The organism is Marinobacterium rhizophilum, assembly GCF_024397915.1.
Classification (GTDB): domain Bacteria; phylum Pseudomonadota; class Gammaproteobacteria; order Pseudomonadales; family Balneatricaceae; genus Marinobacterium_A; species Marinobacterium_A rhizophilum_A.
The window spans coordinates 2249053-2267161 of record NZ_CP073347.1 but is presented as its reverse complement, the minus strand read 5'-3'; the positions used below and the strand labels follow the sequence as shown (position 1 = coordinate 2267161).

Annotated in this window: 17 protein-coding genes; 12 read left to right on the top strand and 5 right to left on the bottom strand. The window is 62.2% G+C overall.

Annotated elements, in window-relative coordinates; translation table 11 throughout:
* Positions 1-153 precede the first annotated feature (153 nt).
* The 8 genes from KDW95_RS10185 to KDW95_RS10150 all read left to right on the top strand — a co-directional run bounded on the left by KDW95_RS10185 (position 154) and on the right by KDW95_RS10150 (position 10502).
* Positions 154-1557, top strand: a complete 1404-nt coding sequence (locus KDW95_RS10185; protein WP_255856161.1) for a sodium-dependent transporter — start codon at positions 154-156, stop codon at positions 1555-1557.
* A gap of 81 nt (positions 1558-1638) precedes the next feature.
* Positions 1639-2631 (top strand): hypothetical protein, encoded by a 993-nt coding sequence (locus KDW95_RS10180; protein WP_255856160.1) that lies wholly within the window; start codon positions 1639-1641, stop codon positions 2629-2631.
* 129 nt (positions 2632-2760) lie between these two features.
* Entirely contained in the window at positions 2761-3339 is a 579-nt protein-coding gene (thpR, locus tag KDW95_RS10175; RefSeq protein ID WP_255856159.1) for an RNA 2',3'-cyclic phosphodiesterase, read from the top strand.
* Positions 3340-3694: 355 nt separating this feature from the next.
* Positions 3695-4966, top strand: a complete 1272-nt coding sequence (locus tag KDW95_RS10170) for a M24 family metallopeptidase (protein WP_255856158.1) — start codon at positions 3695-3697, stop codon at positions 4964-4966.
* A gap of 13 nt (positions 4967-4979) precedes the next feature.
* Entirely contained in the window at positions 4980-6023 is a 1044-nt protein-coding gene (locus KDW95_RS10165; protein WP_255856157.1) for a threonine aldolase family protein, read from the top strand.
* A 38-nt stretch (positions 6024-6061) separates the two neighbouring features.
* Complete coding sequence (locus KDW95_RS10160; RefSeq protein ID WP_255856156.1) at positions 6062-7492, top strand: aldehyde dehydrogenase family protein; 1431 nt, start codon at positions 6062-6064, stop codon at positions 7490-7492.
* Positions 7493-7524: 32 nt separating this feature from the next.
* The gene (locus KDW95_RS10155) at positions 7525-8817 is read left to right on the top strand and encodes an amidohydrolase (RefSeq protein ID WP_255856155.1); all 1293 of its coding nucleotides are present in this window, start codon (positions 7525-7527) and stop codon (positions 8815-8817) included.
* Positions 8818-8996: 179 nt separating this feature from the next.
* Complete coding sequence (locus tag KDW95_RS10150) at positions 8997-10502, top strand: fumarate hydratase (RefSeq protein ID WP_255856154.1); 1506 nt, start codon at positions 8997-8999, stop codon at positions 10500-10502.
* A 166-nt stretch (positions 10503-10668) separates the two neighbouring features.
* Here KDW95_RS10150 and KDW95_RS10145 read toward each other — a convergent pair whose 3' ends face one another.
* On the bottom strand, positions 10669-10998 hold the full coding sequence (locus KDW95_RS10145; RefSeq protein WP_255856153.1) for a hypothetical protein: 330 nt from the start codon (positions 10996-10998) through the stop codon (positions 10669-10671).
* Between the two features lie 184 nt (positions 10999-11182).
* Here KDW95_RS10145 and KDW95_RS10140 point away from each other — a divergent pair, with 184 nt between their 5' ends.
* Positions 11183-11629, top strand: a complete 447-nt coding sequence (locus KDW95_RS10140) for a flavodoxin domain-containing protein (RefSeq protein WP_255856152.1) — start codon at positions 11183-11185, stop codon at positions 11627-11629.
* A gap of 51 nt (positions 11630-11680) precedes the next feature.
* On the opposite strand, the gene nfsA is transcribed toward KDW95_RS10140, so the two are convergent.
* From nfsA to KDW95_RS10120, 4 genes are all read right to left on the bottom strand, one after another.
* Entirely contained in the window at positions 11681-12418 is a 738-nt protein-coding gene (nfsA, locus tag KDW95_RS10135; protein ID WP_255856151.1) for an oxygen-insensitive NADPH nitroreductase, read from the bottom strand.
* Between the two features lie 76 nt (positions 12419-12494).
* The gene (locus KDW95_RS10130; RefSeq protein WP_255856150.1) at positions 12495-13085 is read right to left on the bottom strand and encodes an alpha-ketoglutarate-dependent dioxygenase AlkB family protein; all 591 of its coding nucleotides are present in this window, start codon (positions 13083-13085) and stop codon (positions 12495-12497) included.
* Positions 13085-13969: a ribose-phosphate pyrophosphokinase gene (locus tag KDW95_RS10125; RefSeq protein ID WP_255856149.1), complete on the bottom strand. Its 885-nt coding sequence runs from the start codon at positions 13967-13969 to the stop codon at positions 13085-13087. Before KDW95_RS10125 ends, KDW95_RS10130 begins: the two co-directional genes overlap by 1 nt.
* A 95-nt stretch (positions 13970-14064) precedes the next feature.
* The gene (locus tag KDW95_RS10120) at positions 14065-15597 is read right to left on the bottom strand and encodes a thymidine phosphorylase family protein (RefSeq protein WP_255856148.1); all 1533 of its coding nucleotides are present in this window, start codon (positions 15595-15597) and stop codon (positions 14065-14067) included.
* A gap of 244 nt (positions 15598-15841) precedes the next feature.
* Between KDW95_RS10120 and KDW95_RS10115 the strand changes: the two genes are divergently transcribed.
* The 3 genes from KDW95_RS10115 to KDW95_RS10105 all read left to right on the top strand — a co-directional run bounded on the left by KDW95_RS10115 (position 15842) and on the right by KDW95_RS10105 (position 18105).
* Positions 15842-16249 carry a CBS domain-containing protein gene (locus KDW95_RS10115; protein WP_255856147.1) on the top strand — a complete coding sequence of 136 codons (408 nt, stop codon included), beginning with the start codon at positions 15842-15844 and terminating at the stop codon, positions 16247-16249.
* A gap of 85 nt (positions 16250-16334) precedes the next feature.
* The gene (locus KDW95_RS10110; protein WP_255856146.1) at positions 16335-17384 is read left to right on the top strand and encodes a DnaT-like ssDNA-binding domain-containing protein; all 1050 of its coding nucleotides are present in this window, start codon (positions 16335-16337) and stop codon (positions 17382-17384) included.
* 31 nt (positions 17385-17415) lie between these two features.
* Positions 17416-18105 carry a replication protein P gene (locus tag KDW95_RS10105; RefSeq protein ID WP_255856145.1) on the top strand — a complete coding sequence of 230 codons (690 nt, stop codon included), beginning with the start codon at positions 17416-17418 and terminating at the stop codon, positions 18103-18105.
* Positions 18106-18109: the final 4 nt, after the last annotated feature.

Here is an 18109-nt window from a genome sequence, read left to right as displayed (position 1 = left end):
GCCCGCCGTATCCGTTACGGGGCAGGACCCAGACGCTGAGGCGCCGTGGCGACCGATGTCCCGGGCATAATTCAAACGGCTGCAGCCTATCGGCTGGGGCCCGGCGTACCTGCGTTATCCCGCCAGGTGCGTTGCAGAGTGAGGAATAGTTTGATGTCCCGAGCCGAATCGGCCCCAGCCAGCAATGCCGCCAGCGCAGGTACTGTCACGCATCCGCAGTGGTCTTCGCGCCTGGCCTTTATTCTCGCGGCCACCGGCTCTGCCGTCGGTCTGGGCAATATCTGGAAGTTTCCCTATATCACCGGAGAAAACGGTGGTGGCGCCTTTGTGCTGGTGTACCTGCTGTGCATCTTTGTGGTCGGTCTGCCCATTCTGGCCGCCGAAGTCCTGCTGGGGCGGCGCAGTGGCTGCAGCCCGATTCAGGGCATGGCACAGCTGGCCCGGCGCGATGGCGTGTCGGCGCGCTGGGGCTGGGTCGCCTGGATCGGTTTTGTCGCCGCCTTCGTGCTGTTGTCATTCTATTCCGTCGTCGGCGGCTGGTCGCTGGCCTATGTAGGCCTGGCCGCCGAAGGCTCCTTCAGCGGTGCTGACGCCGCCACCATTGGGGGGCTCTTTGGCCAGTTGCTGGCCGATCCGGCGGCGTTGCTGCTGTGGCACAGCCTGTTCATGCTGCTGGTGGTGGTGATTGCAGGCTCCGGCGTGCGTGCCGGCATGGAGCGCAGTATCAAGCTGCTGATGCCATTGCTGTTTGTACTGCTGCTGGTGCTGGTGGGCTATGCGGCGGTGCGCGGCAACTTTGGCCAGGCGCTGGATTTTCTGTTCACGCCGGATTTCAGCAAGCTGACCACCGAAGGTGTACTGACGGCCCTGGGGCATGCCTTCTTTACTCTCAGCACCGGTATCTGCGTGATGATGGCCTACGGCTCCTACCTGCCCAAGCAGGTTAATATCGCCCGTACTGTCGTAACCATTGGTGTGCTGGATACCCTGGTGGCGCTGCTGGCGGGCCTTGCGATCTTCCCACTGGTGTTCGCCAACGGGCTTGAGCCGGGTGCCGGCCCGGGACTGATTTTCGTCACTCTGCCGCTGGCCTTTGGCCAGATGACCGGCGGTGTGCTCTTTGGCACCCTGTTCTTTGTGTTGCTGCTGGTGGCCGCCGTCACCTCGGCTATCTCCATGATAGAGCCGGTGGTGGAGTGGCTGGAAGACAAGGGTGTTGGCCGCATGCTGGGGGCATTGCTATCCGGCGGCACGATCTGGCTACTCGGGGTCTGCACGGTGCTGTCGTTCAATATATGGGCCGACTTCCACCCGCTGGACTTCATGGCCCGTTTCGAAGGCAAGACGCTGTTCGATCTGTTCGACTTCCTGGTATCGAATCTGGCGCTGCCGCTGGGTGGCCTGGCGATCGCGCTCTATGCCGGTTGGGCCATGAAGGCCGAAACACTGCGCGATGGCATAGGGCTGGGGCAGGGCGCTGTATTCAGCCTGTTTCGTTTCGTGCTGCGCTTTCTCAGCCCGGCGGCGGTGCTGGTGGTGTTTGTCTACAATCTTTAGCCTCCGGCTGCGAGCTTTTGCGGTGGCAGCAAAACTGCTAGGGTGGCCTTCTTTGTCCGCTGAACAGGTTGAACCGCGGCTATGAGTCGTTCGCAGGAATTTGATATACCCGACCTTGGGCCCGCAGGAGAAGAGGGTCGCCAGCAGGCCTCCCCAGCCAGGGGCCGCACAAGCGATACGCCGCAGGGGCGCCCGGCCACTCAGCCGCCAGCCAAGGGCGGCAATCTGCTTCACAGCCTGGTGCTGGTGCTGCTCACCGGCGCCGCCAGCGGGCTGGGCTACTGGGGCTATGGCTTGCAGCAGCAGCTGGATACGAGCCTGGCGCAGCAGGCAGGGATGACGCAGCGCCTGGTGGATCTGGAACAGCTGCTGGAGGTCACCAGCGACAGCGCCAGTCAGTCGGGCCAGACTCTGGCCGGGCGGCTTGAGCAGCAGGGCAAGACCGCCGCCGAAAAGTACCAGCATTTCGATTCCGAAATCGCCAAGCTCTGGACCATTGCCTACCAAAGCAACAAACCCAAGCTCGAAGCCCAGGAAACGCTGCTGGCCAGCCAGGCGGATACGCTGGCGCAGCAGGGTACGCTGCTGGATGCCCAGGCCGCTCAGCTGAGGCAGCTGGATGAGCGACTGCAGGCGCAGCGTACTGAACTGGAGGCCAGGACGGGTGAACTACAGACGTTGCAAACGGCTCAGCTTGCAGGAGAGAAGGCCCGGGCCGAGATCAGCAAACAGCTGACGACGCTCGCGGGGCTGGAAACAGGCCAGGCGAGTCTCAAGGCCGATCTGGATAAAACGGTGCAGGAGGTCAAGCGCACACTGGCAACGCTGGATACCCAGGTGAGAATCAGTGAGGAGGTGCAGTCCGAAAAGGTCGCGGCCCAGCAGCAAGCGCTGCGTGCGCTCGGCGAGAAGGTTGCGTCACTGCAGGCCAGTGCCGGCAATACCGACCTGACCCGGCGGGTGCGGGTCAACGAACAGGCGATTCAGGCGATCGACGGCAGCCGCCGCCAGCTGAATCAGCAGTTGCTGCAGCTGCGACAGCAACTCAACAACCTGCAGCTTCGCATGCAGTAGGCCGGCTCCAATGTTGGCCCGCTGCGGCGCCTGGTGGTGTTGCTGTACGAATGCTGAATCAGGCATTGCGTCGGTGGCGCCGGCAGGGCAGAATGACCCGTCTACCTATAAGGCTACCTGTTTCTAGTGATGAATATACGTGCATTTTTTGCACTCAAACTGAACGATCAGACGGTGCGTCGTCTGTCTGATCACGCCGATACCCTGTGCGCTTACGACCGCCACATGGAAGTGAACTGGGTCGAATCCGAAAGTTACCACCTGACGCTCTGTTTTCTGGGCGATATCAGGATTTCCCAGGTCGAAACCCTTGAACGCCTGACCCGCGAGCAGCTGGCTCAGTTCGAGCCCTTCCATGTTCGTCTCAACGCCGTCGACTATTACCCGGTCAGTGACTCTCTGGCGCTGGTTGCTGCACTGACCCAGGACTGTGCCGAGTTGCAGTCGCTGCATGAAGAAGTACGGCAGGTGGCCGCCACAGCCGGTATCTCCTACGACGATACCGACTTCAAGCCCCATGTAACCCTCGGGCGCCTGCCGGCGGACAACAGTTTTGAGCCCCCGTGCAGCTGGCCCGAACTCGATCTGCAAAGCCCGGCCGCATCCGTGGTGCTCTACCTGAGCAAGCCTGGTGAGCGCGGCTCGCTGTACACGCCCCTGTTTGAAGTCCCGCTGCAGTATTCATTGCCCCGGGTGCGTTCAGCCTGATACGGGAATACCCCTGCCAGAGGCAGGGCCTCTGATTCGCTCCCTGGTGACGGCAATGTTAATCCCATTCATGTTTGCTCCGGTGTCTTGGTCACCTTGGCAAGCTTTCTGTTTGTCCTGCTCTACCCATTCAAAGCCCGTTTATATTTTCTAATCAAGCCATTTTTTAGATTTTTTCGCTTTTTTAGTACTGTATCTGCGTGTGTTCTGTTTCTGCTTTCCTCCTGTTGATCGTGTTTTTCTTGATCATTATTCATGCCTGTTTAAATCTGCCTCCCTTGTCCACTAGTCTGGTTTAGGGATCCGCCCCTGAGGGAAGAAGGCGCGAGACTCGACCAAACCCGGAGGTGCAGCCGTGGAAAATATCAGTGGACGCTTTTTCGATGATGCCGAGTATCAGCGGCGACGTATCCAGGTCAGGGAGGGCATGTCGGCGCGGGGGCTCGATGCCTGCCTCATCGCCAGTCCCGAGAATATCTATTATCTGACCGGTCTTGACCATCAGGGTTACTTTGCCTGCCAGCTGCTCGTGCTGCCGGCGGATGGCCAGCCGGTGCTCATCACCCGTGCCATGGAAAAGGCGACGGTGCGGGATCAGGCGCCGGATGTACGGCATGTCGGCTATGCCGACGGTACCGAGCCCAGCCCGGGCAAGGCTGATGAGGCGCCGCTGGTCGAGAGCACCTGGCCCGTGACCATGGGTGCTCCGACCCGGGAGCCGCGGCGCCGACCCTACCTGATGCCGTCCGCTGCTGTCAGCGAGACGGTGCGGGTACTGCGTGATTCCGGGCTGGCAAAGGCGGTCATCGGTATCGACATGAACAGTACTTTCCTGCCGTACTCCATTGCCGAGGGCATCATGAATGGTGTGCCGGATGCAGACTGGCAACAACTCGATAGCCTGGTGGACGATGTCCGTATCGTGCAGTCCAGGGCGGAGCTCGAGATGACCCGCCAGGCGGCGGCGATTTCGGACTCGATGATGCTGTCAGCCATCGCCGCCGCAGGCCCCGGCGTCAACGCACGGGAGGTCATGGCCGCGATCTATGATGCCATGTTCCGCCGTGGCGGCACCTACCCCGGTTTTGTCCCGCTGGTCCGCTCGACCCGCAACCTGGCTCACGAACATGGTACCTGGGAAGACCTGGCGCTGGTGCACGGTGACCTGCTGTTTCTCGAGATGGCCGGCTGCGCGCGCCGCTACCATGCGCCGCTGGGCCGCTTCGTCTTTATCGGCGAAGCGCCGCCAGAAACGCAGAAGGTGAATGCCATCTGTCAGGAGGCGATGATGGCGGCGGCGGCGCAGATCAAACCCGGCGCGCTGGCCGGGGATGTGTACGAGGCGTGGCAGGCGGTGCTTGATGGCAATGACCTGTCGCATTATTCCCGCCATCACTGCGGCTACTCCATCGGCATCGGTTACCCGCCGAGCTGGTCCGGCAGCGGTGTACCGGTCGGGCTTCGGCGCAACTCCCAGATGCAGTTGCGCGAAGGCATGACCTTCCATCTGATGAGCTGGCTGCTGGGCTCGGGCATCGGCGATGCCTTCCTGTCCGACACGGTCGAAGTCACGGCTAATGGGTGCGACTTCCTGACCCGGGTTGACCGCAACGTTCTGGTGCGCTGAGCGGGAGATGACGATGGACAACCGCTATGCGCACCTGCTGGCCAGCGACAATGTGTCGGGGGTGCATCCCGAGGTGATGACGAAGCTCGCCGAGGTCAATCGCGGGCACGTGCCGGGCTATGGCGCCGACGCTGTAACCGCGGCGGCGCTGCAGCAATTCCGTGCGGTGTTTGGCGACCACAGCGAGACGCTGCTGCTGTTCAACGGTACTGCGGCCAATGTGCTGGCCCTCAAGGGCATGCTGCACAGCCATGAAGCGCTGTTCTGCGCAGAGGAGGCGCACCTGCAGGTCGACGAGTGTGGCGCGCCGGAGCACTACATCGGCTGCAAGCTGATACCGGTGCCGGCCATGCGTGGCAAGCTGACGCTGGCGCGGATCGAGCAGCTGGTGGCGGCAGACCTTGATGTAGTGCACCGCAGCCAGCCACGGGTGATCTCACTGGCCCAGGCCACGGAGCGGGGCGCCGTTTACAGTCTTGAGGAGCTGCGTGCTATCGGTGCCTTTGCCAGGCAGCGGGGGCTGCTACTGCACATGGACGGTGCCAGGCTGGCCAATGCGGCCCAGGCGCTGGGTGTCGGATTCGCCGAGATCGTCGAAGGCTTCGATGTGCTGTCGTTTGGCGGCACCAAGAATGGGCTGATGATGGCCGAGGCGGTGGTGGTGCTGAATCCGGCGCTGCGCGGCGCCTATCCCTATATACGCAAGCAGGGTATGCAGCTGGCATCCAAGCAGCGATTTCTTGCCGCCCAGTTCCTGGCCTATTTCGAGAACGACCTCTGGCGCCGCAATGCCGGCAATGCCAATGCCATGGCCCAGCAGCTCGCCAGTGGGCTCGACAGCCTCGACGAGGTCACCCTGAGCGCGCCGGTCGAGATCAACATGGTGTTCGCACAGGTGCCGACCGACTGGCTGGGCGCTGTGCAACAGCTGACGCCCTGCCTCGTCTGGCCGGGGGATGCTTTCAGTGAAATTCGCCTGGTGACCTCATTCGATACCCGTGCAGAGGATATCGATCATTTTGTTCGGGAGCTCGGCCGCCTGTCCGCGGGCGGCTAGCGCCGCATCGTCTCGTCAAACCCTTTGGAGGTACCGCCATGAGCACTATCGAGGTCGTCAATCCCTACACCGCAGAGACCGTATTCTCGCAACCATCGGAAACCTTCGCGGCGGTCAGTGCACGCGTCGATGCGGGCCAGCAGGCAGCGCGGGCCTGGCAGGCTCTTTCGCCGCAGGCGCGTGCCGGCCATGTGCTCAAGGCGCTGGATTATTTTCGTGACAACGCCGACGAGATCGCAGCAGGGATTACCCGGGAGATGGGCAAGCCACTGACGGCGGCCAGGGAAGAGCTGACGTACATGCTCGAGCGCGCGGAATACCTGTGCCGCTTTGCCACCGACGGTGCTCTGGCGCCGGCCCATCACCCGCAGTATGAGGACGCAAACTTCGAGGGTCGCATCGAGTGCCGCGCCAAGGGGGTCGTCTACATTATTACGCCCTGGAACTATCCGCTGTTTTGCGCCATCAACGGTACAGTCTGCGCGTTGCTCAGTGGCAATGCGGTGGTGCTCAAGCATACCAGTACACCCTCGGTGGGTGCTCATTTTGAAAAGGCATTCGGCTCGATGGCCGGTATCGACCAGCTGCTGACCCAGGTGGTGGTGGACTTCGATGTCTCGGCACGCATTATCGAAGAGACCGATATCAATCACCTGGTTTTCACCGGGTCCGTACAGGGCGGTCGCGTGATGCAGCAGAGCATTGCCAAGCGGGCCTTCAATGAGGGTGTGCCGGACCCCTTTATTCAGTGCTCCCTCGAGCTTGGTGGCAGTGACGCCGCCTACATTGCCGAGGATGCCGACCTCGAACAGGCCGTTTTGTGGACCGTGAAGATCGGCCGGCTGCATAACTCCGGTCAGTCCTGCTGTGCCGTGAAGCGGGTCTTTGTGCACGCCAGCCGCTACGACGCATTTCTTGACAGGGCCCGGGCGGTCATGGAGGCCGAGGTCAGTGGCGACCCGATGGCTGCGCAAACGACCCTGGGACCATTGCATGGCGGCCAGAAGGCGGTGTCGGGATTGCTGGACATGGTGAAACAGGCCCAGCGACTGGGGGCGAAGCTCTGTACCGGTGGCGAGACCGAATCCCACGGTGGCACCGAGTTTCTCAAGCCCACGTTGCTGGCCGATGTGACGGCGCAGATGCGGATCCTGAAGGAGGAGACCTTTGGCCCGGTGCTGCCGGTGATGAAGGTCGCTGATGATGAGGAGGCGGCACGGCAGGTGTGCAACAGCCGTTTCGGCCTGACCGCATCGATCTTTACGCGCTCGCGGGACCGTGCCGAGCGCTTTGTGGCGGCGGTGACTACCGGCACGGTCTACGTCAATCGCTGTAACTTTGTCGATGCGCGCCTGGGCTGGATCGGCCAGCACGCATCGGGCAACGGCTCTCTCGCGCTGGCACCGGAGGGGCTGCAGGCGTTCAGTGCGCGCAAGTCGGTCAACGTCGATCCCAGTAACCTGAGTTGATCCCAGCAATCTGAAATCAAAGGAAGCCTTGCATGTCCGAATTGCCGCCCTGTCCCGACCGGGAGCTCATGCTGGAATTGAGCGAGACCCGCCGACGCTTCCACCGAACGCCGGAACTTTCCTGGACCGAGTACCTGACCACGGCGCGCCTGTGCCAGGAGCTGGAAGCCCTGGGGTACAGCATTGAATGGGGTGAGGCGCTGTACCGGCAGCCCCCCGGCAATCCGCCGGACAGCGATACGGATCGCGCCGCCTGGCAGCGGGCCGAACGTACACTGGGCGCGAATAACCGTTACCTGTCCGGGATGCGGGGCAACCGCACCGGCCTTGTCGCCACCCTCGAGGGCAACGGGCCCGGTCGGGTGTTCGGGTTTCGCTTCGATATAGACGCGCTGCCGATCAACGAGAGCCTCGATGCCGGCCATGAACCGGCGGCCCGGGGCTTCGCATCGGAGCATGCCGGCATCATGCATGCCTGCGGTCATGACGGTCATCTGACCATCGGTCTCGGGCTGGCGCGACGGCTGGCCGCGCGCCGCGAGCGCTGGGGTGGCCGGGTGCACCTGTTCTTCCAGCCGGCCGAAGAAGTGGCCGGTGGCGGGGCGGTTTTCGCCGGCCTGCCGCAGCTGGCCGAGGTGGAGCGCTTCCTGACGCTGCACCTGGGTATTCTGGACCGCTATCGCATCGTGTTCGATGCCACCTGGATTGCTGCGCGCATCTATGATGTTGTCTTTCGTGGTCGCGCCAGCCATGCCGGCAACGCGCCCCAGGATGGCCGCAACGCGCTCCTGGCTGCCTGCCAGGCGGTTCAGGGTCTGTACGCGCTGCCGCGCCACAGCGGCGGCATGTCGCGGGTCAATGTCGGTCGTTTTCGCTCCGACAATGCCCAGAACGTGATTGCCGACGAAGTACGACTGCGCTACGAGGTGCGCGGCGCCGACAACGCCATCTGCGACTTTATGGCGGCTGCGGCGGAGCAGGTGCTCGATGGCGCTGCGCGCATGAATGCCGTGACCTGGGAGCGCAGCGTATTCGCCGAGTTTTCCAGTTACCCCAATAGTCGCGATCTGGCGGAGTCGGTGGCGGCAACCGCACGGGCACTTGGGCTGCCCGAGGCCTTGTTGCAGGACAGTTTTCTGGTCTCGGCCAGCGAGGATGCCGGCTTTCTGATCCAGCGGGTGCGCGAGCAGGGCGGCCAGGCGACCCACCTGATACTCGGCTCGCCGGTCGGTGGCGGTCACCACAGTCCGACCTTTGATTTCGACGAGGAGCTGCTCGGCTGGGGCGTCCTGTTGTTCGAGTCCCTGGTGCTGGATAAGCCGTAGCCTGATGACGCGCAGCGAATTCCGGGTGCATGCTCGGGGCTCATTCCAGCCTGCCCAGTTAGACCAAGACCCTAAACTCGTCCTTTGTCGTTTTGGTGTATAATCGCGCCGCAACAAATTCAAGCAGCCGGTTGACAAGAGCTGCCCCTACATGACCCCGAGCCAGACGGAGAGTCTCAATGAGCGTGATTCGCCAAGACGATTTCATCAGCAGTGTCGCAGACGCGCTGCAATTCATCTCCTATTACCACCCGATCGACTTCGTTCAGGGCGTGCATGAAGCCTATCTGAAGGAGCAGAACCCGGCTGCCAAGGATGCCATGGCGCAGATTCTGATCAACTCCCGCATGAGTGCAGAAGGCCGCCGGCCGATCTGTCAGGACACCGGTATCGTTACCGTGTTCGTCAAGGTCGGCATGAATGTCACCTGGGACGCCAGCATGAGCGTCACCGACATGATCAACGAAGGCGTGCGCCGCGCCTACACGCACCCGGACAACGTGCTGCGTGCCTCCATTCTGGCCGATCCTGCGGGCAAGCGTCAGAACACCAAGGACAACACGCCGGCGGTCATCCACTACGAAATCGTCGAAGGCGATGAAGTGGATGTGCAGATCGCAGCCAAGGGCGGCGGTTCCGAGAACAAGTCCAAGATGGTAATGCTCAACCCGTCCGACAGCATTGTCGACTGGGTCGTCAAGACCGTACCGACCATGGGGGCTGGCTGGTGCCCGCCGGGCATGCTGGGTCTGGGCATTGGCGGCACCGCCGAGAAGGCTGCGGTGCTGGCCAAGGAGTCCCTGATGGATTCCATCGATATCCATGAACTGCGCGAGCGCGGCCCGCAGAACCGGGTGGAGGAGCTGCGCCTGGAAATCATGGATGCGGTCAACGCCCTGGGCATCGGTGCCCAGGGCCTGGGTGGCCTGACCACGGTGCTGGACGTCAAGATCAAGGATTATCCGACCCACGCGGCGTCTTTGCCGGTGTGCATGATCCCCAACTGTGCCGCTACCCGCCACACCCACTTTACCCTCAACGGTAATGGCCCTGCGATCCTCACGCCACCGAGCCTGGAAGACTGGCCACAGGTGACCGCAGAAGTCGGTGCCAATACCCGCCGGGTCAACCTCGATGGCATCACGCCGGAAGAAGTGGCCACCTGGAAAGTGGGCGAAACCGTGCTGCTCAACGGCAAGATGCTCACCGGGCGTGATGCCGCGCACAAGCGCATGATCGAAATGCTCAACAAGGGCGAAGAACTGCCGGTGGACCTGCAGGGCCGGTTTATCTACTACGTTGGCCCGGTGGATCCGATCGAAGGCGAAGTGGTGGGTCCGGCCGGTCCGACCACGGCCACCCGCATGGACAAGTTCACCCGTCAGATCCTGGATCAGACCGGCCTGCTGGGCATGATCGGCAAGTCCGAGCGTGGCCCTGTGGCCATCGAGGCGATCAAGGACTACAAGGCCGTCTACCTGATGGCCGTGGGTGGCGCAGCCTACCTGGTGTCCAAGGCGATTGTCGGTGCCAAGGTGCTGGCCTTCGAGGAAATGGGCATGGAAGCGATCTACGAGTTCGAGGTCAAGGACATGCCAGTCACGGTGGCGGTGGATGTGAACGGTGAGTCCGTACACAACACAGGCCCTGCCAAGTGGAAAGAGATCATCGCCCGATCGGCCTGATCCTGAACACTGCTGTGCGGCGTCGGTGGCTCCAATAGCCTGATCCGCCCATAAAAAATCCGGAATCCCGTCAGGGGTTCCGGATTTTTTGTGCCTGCCTTTAATTCCGTATCACTTGCTTGTATTCCAGGCCGCCTGTGCCTGGCACCAGAAAGATGCCTGCCCGTCAGGCGCAGTCGCGTTCCTTTTCTATTTTGCGCTTGGCATCCAGGTAGCGTGGCATGGGGCCGACATCCTCGTAAATCGGGTCGCCGTCTTCGATGCGGATAACCTTGGAGCCTGGCCGATAGGGCATTTTTTCTTCGACTTCCATCAGGATGGTATGCAGCAGCGAGGTACAGACTTCTTCGCGGGTCAGGCCGAAGGCGCTGGCCAGGGCTTCAATACGGACAAGATCCTCGCGGGCCAGGGTGACATTCAGGTCGGTCAGGCTGCTCTCGTGCAGTGCTTTGCGTTCAAGCTCTTCAAGCAGGCGGGATACATGGTTGGCAGGCATGGTACATCTCCTCTGATGACTACAGTTTAAAAGCTAGTTCAGGCTCGCAGGTTTGGCGAGAGTTTTAGCGAGGGTTTTGGCTTTGCGTTGGTGCGAGCACCCGGCGGGCTCGGGCGGTTTAACTCGACCGGTCTTTTCTCTAAAATGTTGCGCTTGCAAAATATTAACGGGGCACGGGCGGCAGATGGCGAATATCAAGATACTGGTGGGAACAACATTCGGTGCAACCCAGGAAATTGCCGAGGACTGTGCCGCGCAGCTCAAGGCGCTGGGTCACGAGGCCTGTGTGCTGCGTCAGCCGCAGTATGACGATGTCGTGGCTGAGGATACCGAGGTGCTGCTGGTGTGCTCGGCGACCATCGGCCAAGGCGAAGTGCCGGAGAATCTGTTGCCGCTCTACCTGGAACTGCGCGATCGCTTCCCGCTGATGCCACAGGTGGGCTTTGGGGTGATTGCCCGCGGTGACAGCTCCTACGACGACTTTGCCGAGGGTGGGCGCCAGGTGGCGGACCTGCTGCGGGAGTTGCAGCTGCGCGAGCTGGTGTCGCCGCTGTTTCTGGATGCCTGCGAGACGATGGACCCGGAAGCCGAAGTGGATGCCTGGATCCAGGGGCTGGCAGCGAAACTCTGACGCTGCGTTACGGGGCCGGCGCCAAGGTGCCCGCCCCGCCAGTGTATTGCCTTACTTCTTCAAAAAGCCGCAACGTTGCAGGAATGCCAGCATGTGGGGGCGGGCTTCCTTGATCAGCATGCCGGAGATCTGTTCGCTCCAGCTCATCACCTTGCTGGCGCCGGTACGGCTGCGGTAGTACTCGCGCACCTCCTCATCATACCGGGCGATCACCGCCGTATCGCCGCTGTCGTCGTAGCGGTCCTGTTTCAGCACCACCGACAGGGGCAGGCGCGGCTTGGTTTCCGGGTCCTGATCCGGGTAGCCCAGGCACATGCCAAACACCGGGTACACCAGCTCCGGCAGCTCCAGCAATTCGGCGACCTCGGCAATCTGGTTGCGCAGCCCGCCGATATAGACGATACCCAGCCCCAGTGATTCGGCGGCGACGGCCACGTTCTGTGCAAACAGGGCGGCGTCGGCGGTGGCGGTGATGAACTGCTCGGTAAAGCCGGACTGCATCTGTGCCTGGTGCATGTCGCAGGCCAGCTGGTGGCGCTTCATGTCGGCGCAGAATACGAGGAAGGTTGGGGCCTCGGCAATATAGGCCTGATTGCCGGCGCAGGCGGCCAGGCGCCCGCGCTTGGCGGCGTCCTGTACCTGGATCACGGTACAGGCCTGCAGGAAACTGGAGGTGGCGGCGGCCTGGCCGGCACGCACCAGTTCATCGATGGTGTCCTGCTCGATCGGCTGCGTGGTGAATTTACGGATGGAGCGGTGGGACTTGAGTAACTCGATAACCTGATTCATGAAAGCGGATCTCCTGTGCAGCGCGTATTCTAGCGCCTGTATCCGGTATCGTCACGGCCAATACCCGGGCATGGCCTTAGCGGCAAATGCGGCGAAATGTCAGGTTGAGCCGGGGGGCACAGGGGCGCCGGGTGCGGGGCAGGGCATGCTGCCAGAAATGCTGGGTGCTGCCGCGCATCAGCAGCAGGGAGCCATTCTCCAGGGTGAGTTCCAGCTTCGGTTGCCCCGGGTCCTGGCGGTGGCGCAGCACGAAGCGCCGGGGCTGGCCGAGGCTCAGGGATGCGATTACCGGGTCGGGGCCCAGCTCCGGCTCATCGTCGCTGTGCCAGCCCATGCTGTCGCTGCCATCGCGATACAGGTTGAGCAGTACGCAGTTGAACGGTGTGGGCTCCAGTGTGGCAATGCGCGCTAACAGTGCCGCGATCAGCGGGTGCCAGGGCCGGGCTTGCAGTTGCAGGCCCGAATAGCGGTATTGCAGCCCTGTCTCGCCCTGGAACTGCTGCAGGCGCGGAATTGCATGCTCGCGGCCGAACAGCCGGATGCGGTCCTCGCGCCAGTCGATCTCCCGGCTCAAGCGCCCGAGCAGGTGGGCCGCTTCTGCGGCGGTGATGAACTGGCGATGCAGCACCAGCTGAGCGTCTTTGTGGCTGATATACTCGCTCCGCATCAGTTTTGCAGCCAGTGTCGGCTAGCCTCTGCCAGCGCTTCGGCGATATGGATGGCATTACTCGGATGGGGGATGCAGTCGGTGGAGACGACGTCGGCGCAGGTTTGCAGTTGGTGATAGGCATCGCCGGCAAAAATTCCATGCACGGCAATGCAGGTGGCGCGGGGCAGGCCGGCGTCCTGCAGGTGGTGCAGCGTCTCAAGCATGGTGCGGCCGCTGGAAATGATGTCGTCGACCAGTACCGGGCTGTGTGTGCGCCAGCGTTCGACATCGGGCAGAGATACGTCAACTGCATAGTCACCGTGCCGCTCCTTGTGCAGAATCTGCCAGGGCGCCCCTGCCAGGTGCGCAACTTCGCTGACCCACTGCTCGCTCTCCGCGTCCGGCCCGATGAGGAGTGGCTGGCGGATCTGCTGGTTTATCCAGTGTGCGATCAGTGGCGCGGCGGGTACCAGGACGCTTTTGAGGCTGTAGATTTCGTTGAGCGAGGCGTAGCGGTGCAGATGCGGATCGACCGTAATCAGGCCATCTAAATGGTCTGACAGCAGGCGCGCAAACACGCGAGAGCTGACACATTCCCCTGGCTTGAAGCGGGTATCCTGGCGCATGTAACCCAGATAGGGACTGATCAGCAGCACGCGACGGGCGCCCAGTTCACGCAGGGTTGCGGCGGCAAACAGCAGTGGTGCCAGCTTCTCGTCCGGATGATAGAGGTTGCAGAACAGCAGGCAGTCCCGATCCTGGCACTCGGTGTGAAACCGTAGATAGGACTCGCCGTCCGGAAAGCGGTGTAGCTCCAGTTCGCCGCTCTGTGCCGGCAGAAGTTGCGCCAGCCGCGAGCAAACGGCCGGATCCGAAGTCAGGTTGAACAGCAGAGGTTTCATGGGTTTGGCTCCGACAGGGGTTGCAGCCCGGTGACATCAAGCTGTGAGTGTTGCGCCAGCCGTGCGGCCATAACCCGGGCCGAACAGCAGAGGTTTCATGGGCCTGGCTCCGATAATGGTTGTAACTGGACAACATTGATGTGTTGCTCGAGATAGCCGACAGCGTAATTCAGTTCGCCCGAACTTTCGGCGTGAATGCTCAGCAGGATCTCGTTGGGTTCGATCCGGTCGCCGAGCTTGACCGGAATATGCACGCCTGCGGCAGGGTCGACGGGCGCACCGGCCAGTTTGGCAATTTTCGACAGCAGGCGATTGTCGATGGCGCTGACGATACCGGCGTCGCGGGCGGTCAGGTTATACCGGTAGGGCGCAACAGGAGGGCGCTTGAGGCCGCCCTGCGCCATGCAGATGGCCTGAAACTTGTCCCAGGCCTCCCCGGATTCCAGTTTTTCGCGCGCCATGGCCTCGCCCAGCCCCGGTGCCGTGACATCGGCCATCTCCAGCATGGCGCCTGCGACCAGGCAGGCGCGATTCCTGAGATCAAGGGGTGCCTCGGGCTTGCTCTGCAGTACCGCCAGCACGTCCAGGGCTTCTAGCGCAGGGCCGATGCCGCAGCCAATCGGCTGGCTGCCGTCGGTGCAGAGCAGGCGGATACTGAGCCCCAGTTCAGCCGCCACCTGGCGAAAGGTGTCGGCCAGCTTGTCGGCGGAGGCACGGCTGCGTACCTTGGCGCTGGGCCCCACCGGAATATCGATCAGCACATGGGTGGCGCCGGCCGCGATCTTCTTGGACAGCACCGAGGCGACCAGTTGACCCTCGCTATCGATATCCAGAGCCCGCTCTACCTGTATCAGCAGGTCATCGGCGGGACTCAGACGCACAGAGCCCCCCCAGGCCAGGCAGCCGCCGACCCGGGTAACGATATCTTTCATCTGCCCTCTGTTGAGGCAGACATTGGTCAGCACTTCCATGGTATCGGCCGTACCGGCCGGGGAGGTGATTGCTCGTGACGAGGTTTTAGGTACCGTCAGGCCGCAGGCCGTGAGAATGGAAACCACGATCGGGCTGGTACGGTTGCCGGGCAGGCCACCGACACAGTGCTTGTCGATCACCATGGGCAGCTCCCAGTCAAGGGTGTCGCCGGCCTGGATCATGGCGCGGGTCAGCGCCGTGATTTCCTGCAGACTGAGATTGTCGGCACCACAGGCCGTGATGAACGCCGCAACATGTACATCGGCATAACGCCCGTCGACGATATCCTCAATGATGCTTTGTAGCTGCTGTTGATCCAGCGCGTGACCGAATACCTTGGCGCGCACGTAGGACAGCGATTGTACCGGCGCCGGGTGGGAAACCCTGATATGGGCGTCCGGCTTCAGCGCGAGCCGCTTCCAGGCCGGCTCCGACAAGCCGATCTGGCCGCTGGATACCAGGTCGCCTGTGACGATATTCAGGGTTGCGATAATGTGCTGGCCGTTGCTCGACACCAGTACCCGCGAGAGTGCGGAAAAGCCTTCGGAGCGACATACCGGGCAGTCCGCGTGCAGATAGATAATGAGCTCCTGGCGGGTGTCGATGCCAATCCGCAGCGGCTCGAGCGGAGCCATTCTTTCAGGTGCGAGGATCATGCGCGGGCACTCCGCTGTGTCGGGTCGCGGTTATAGGGCGTGCCTCCAATTTAGCAGCTCCACCGTCAGAAGGTATGGTAGGTACCTTTGCATCGCGCCTCTGGCGGGCTGCATTGTTTCGGGCTTTGTGTTCTTGCAGGTGTCCGTCGGCGAGGGCTGACAGCCTGAGCTACTATTCAGGCAGGCGGGCGTTTTCGGCGTGCAGCCGGGTACGATTATGGCGTTTCGGACAGGAGAGACCTTTATGCTCAGATCCGTCAAGGCTTCGGATTACATGGCCCGGGACCTGGTGACCTTTTCACCGGATACCGATCTGTTTCAGGCAATCCAGCAGTTGTTGCAAAGGAAAATCAGCGGCGCTCCGGTGGTGAATGAGGAGGGTGTGCTGGTGGGCATGCTGTCGGAGGTTGATTGCCTGCGCGCGATCCTTACGCTGACCTACCATGAAGAGGAGTTTGGCGGTAAGGTTGCGCAATACATGTCGCAGGATCTCTGTACCATCGAGTATGATGCCGATATCATCAAGGTCGCCGAGGCCTTTATCCGTAATGGCATGCGCCGTTTGCCCGTCGTGCAGCGTGGCAAACTGGTTGGACAGATCAGCCGGCGCGATGTGCTGCGTGCGGTGGAAGTCTTTGCCCAGAATGGCTGAACTTGGATCTGCGCTATGTTCGTTTCGGGACGGCGGCTGTTCGGGCAGGCTTCATGCCTGCCCATCTTGATTACACTGGAGTCCCATGGGTTATTGCTTCCCCGAACAACCGATTCTGTTTTACCCCTCTTTGGCCCGTCGCATCGGTAGCGATGAAGCCCTGTTGCTGGCCATCTATCACGATCGAGCCCGCAGCAGCGGGCGCGGCGAAAGCGCCGAACTGGTGCTCAGTCGCGCCCAGTGGCTAAAAGTCGCCGACTTCTGGGACGAGGCCTACCTGCGCAGTGTCACCGAGAGTCTGGTGCGCCAGGGCTGTATTCGAGGGTCGGTCGACAGCGCGCTGGTGCGGCTCAGCCTGTTGTCCCGGACCGAGTCTGTCGAGCCGGCGGTTGCCGCACCTGCCGGGCAGGATGCCGTGGTGGCTGAGGCCGTCGTCGAGGTGGCGGCCGCTGATGCCGCGGGGGACGAGCTTCCCCTGTCGCCGGCGATTTCCGCCGCCGGTGGTGCGAGCGATCTGTCCGGGGCTGGCTGGAACGACGGCTATGGTCCTGAATTTGCACCCGCCGCGGCCCCGTGGCCTGAGCCGATACGCCAGGCTCAGCCCGTGCCGGCAGAGCCGCTCAGTCGGCTGGATGTACGCGATACGCCGCCCAGACCCTTGACGCGCCAGGCATTGCGGGCACAACCGCAAACGCTTCAGGCCCGGGGGCCGGCGCCCACCTTTGGTGGTGCCAGCGGCTGGCGGCGTCACAAGGACGAGTTGCAGATGCTGTTCGAGCAGCACGAAGAGCGTAACCAGCAGCTCAAGCCCATGCAGCTCGGCTGGCGCCCGTCCGAAACCTTCTTTGCGCTGCTGCCACGGCACAGTATCAGCGAGGAGTATGCCGAAGGCCTGCTCGACGAGTTTGTGCTCTACTGGCTCGACAAGGATCGCAAGGAAACCAACTGGGATCAGAAATTTCTCGCCTGGGTAAAGCGGGAATGGGTACGCAAGCAAACCCGCGAAGGCCGGGACAGCAGCGCCGACAAAGAGCGACAGACAGGTTTTAACAATGAAAACACCCGCCGAGATACTCGGGAAAAACGCAAGCAGGTTACCGCAGCAATCATGGACATCCGCGACACCGACTGGTAACCGCGCAGCCCCGCAGGCTGATGCCGGCCCTTTGCCGCTGGAAACCAAGGCGCTGGTGAACATGCTGTTTGCGCGCTTTATGGCCATCTACGGCCACAAGTTCAAAAGCTGCTTCGAAACCCAGGATGAAATTCGCATTGCCAAGCGTGAGTGGGCGCTGAGCCTGCGCGGCTATGGCGAGCGCGAGCTGGTGCCGGCCATCGATCAGTGCAAGGAGACCCTGGCCTGGATGCCGACCATCTCCGAGTTTCTCAAGATCCTGCATGAGCAGGAGGGCAACTTCGGCCTGCCCGGCGTCCTGCGAGCCTATGAGGAAGCCTGTTTGCATGCGGACCGCCCGACGCGTCACGACTGGTCCCACCCGGCGGTGTACCAGGCCGGGCGTGCCACCGGCTGGTTCCGGTTGCGCAGCGAAGAACAGCGCAAGGTGTTGCCGGATTTTCGCTACAACTACGAGGTGATGTCCCGCCGTGTGCGCGAGGGGGAAGACCTGAGCGTACCTGTGGCAGTGGCATTGCCGGATGGGCGCAGCAACACGCTGGTGGCCTTTATTCAGCGCTGGGGGGAAGAGCAGGCACTGGCGCCGGAAGTGGCGGCCACCTTGCTGTATTACCTCACCAAGCCCAGGGGCTCGCGGGTACGGGAGCTGTACCGGATCGAGGCCGCGAAGAAAGTCCAGCAGCTTGGCCTCAAGCTCGAGCTGCCGCAGGATTACCAGTAACGTA

Coding starts and splice junctions, on each gene's coding strand:
- KDW95_RS10185 (WP_255856161.1), top strand. CDS start 154: ATGTCCCGAGCCGAATCGGCCCCAGCCAGCAATGCCGCCAGCGCAGGT.
- KDW95_RS10180 (WP_255856160.1), top strand. CDS start 1,639: ATGAGTCGTTCGCAGGAATTTGATATACCCGACCTTGGGCCCGCAGGA.
- thpR (WP_255856159.1), top strand. CDS start 2,761: ATGAATATACGTGCATTTTTTGCACTCAAACTGAACGATCAGACGGTG.
- KDW95_RS10165 (WP_255856157.1), top strand. CDS start 4,980: ATGGACAACCGCTATGCGCACCTGCTGGCCAGCGACAATGTGTCGGGG.
- KDW95_RS10160 (WP_255856156.1), top strand. CDS start 6,062: ATGAGCACTATCGAGGTCGTCAATCCCTACACCGCAGAGACCGTATTC.
- KDW95_RS10155 (WP_255856155.1), top strand. CDS start 7,525: ATGTCCGAATTGCCGCCCTGTCCCGACCGGGAGCTCATGCTGGAATTG.
- KDW95_RS10150 (WP_255856154.1), top strand. CDS start 8,997: ATGAGCGTGATTCGCCAAGACGATTTCATCAGCAGTGTCGCAGACGCG.
- KDW95_RS10145 (WP_255856153.1), bottom strand. CDS start 10,998: ATGCCTGCCAACCATGTATCCCGCCTGCTTGAAGAGCTTGAACGCAAA.
- KDW95_RS10140 (WP_255856152.1), top strand. CDS start 11,183: ATGGCGAATATCAAGATACTGGTGGGAACAACATTCGGTGCAACCCAG.
- nfsA (WP_255856151.1), bottom strand. CDS start 12,418: ATGAATCAGGTTATCGAGTTACTCAAGTCCCACCGCTCCATCCGTAAA.
- KDW95_RS10130 (WP_255856150.1), bottom strand. CDS start 13,085: ATGCGGAGCGAGTATATCAGCCACAAAGACGCTCAGCTGGTGCTGCAT.
- KDW95_RS10125 (WP_255856149.1), bottom strand. CDS start 13,969: ATGAAACCTCTGCTGTTCAACCTGACTTCGGATCCGGCCGTTTGCTCG.
- KDW95_RS10120 (WP_255856148.1), bottom strand. CDS start 15,597: ATGATCCTCGCACCTGAAAGAATGGCTCCGCTCGAGCCGCTGCGGATT.
- KDW95_RS10115 (WP_255856147.1), top strand. CDS start 15,842: ATGCTCAGATCCGTCAAGGCTTCGGATTACATGGCCCGGGACCTGGTG.
- KDW95_RS10110 (WP_255856146.1), top strand. CDS start 16,335: ATGGGTTATTGCTTCCCCGAACAACCGATTCTGTTTTACCCCTCTTTG.